At 69.8% G+C, this 400-nt stretch carries 1 pseudogene; it reads right to left on the bottom strand.

Annotated features, from left to right (window positions below):
• A pseudogene (locus G3I78_RS50115) lies at positions 1 to 361 on the bottom strand (hypothetical protein); the annotation flags it as partial.
• Positions 362 to 400 lie beyond the last annotated feature (39 nt).

Here is a 400-nt window from a genome sequence, read left to right as displayed (position 1 = left end):
CCGGGGTGAGCCAGTGTCCGTCGCGGGCCAGGGTGGTGGGGGGGGCCTCCAGGAGGCGCCCCAGCCATTCGTAGCGGGCGGCCGCCCGGACGACCACGTTGTTGACCGCCAGCAGTACGGCTGCCCCGAAGGCCGCCCCGAGGACCGAGTTGTCCGGGCCGATCACGGCGTTCTGCACCACGTTGGCCAGCAGCAGCATGACCACCAGGTCGAACGTGTTGAGTTGTGCGAGCTGGCGCTTGCCGACGATGCGGAGCAGCAGGAGGATCAGTACGTAGACCCCGATGGTGCGGAGCGCCTTCTCCGGATAGGGGATCTCGCTGTGCAGGAACGGCGTGAGGGCGTCTTGGGCGGCTTGCACCCCGTCCACGCTGGCACATCCGCCGCGGCCGGTGTCAGC

It is taken from the genome of Streptomyces sp. SID13726, assembly GCF_010548375.1.
Taxonomy (GTDB): domain Bacteria; phylum Actinomycetota; class Actinomycetes; order Streptomycetales; family Streptomycetaceae; genus Streptomyces.
Note: the sequence above shows the minus strand (reverse complement) of the source record. Positions and strands in the feature narration are given on the sequence as shown.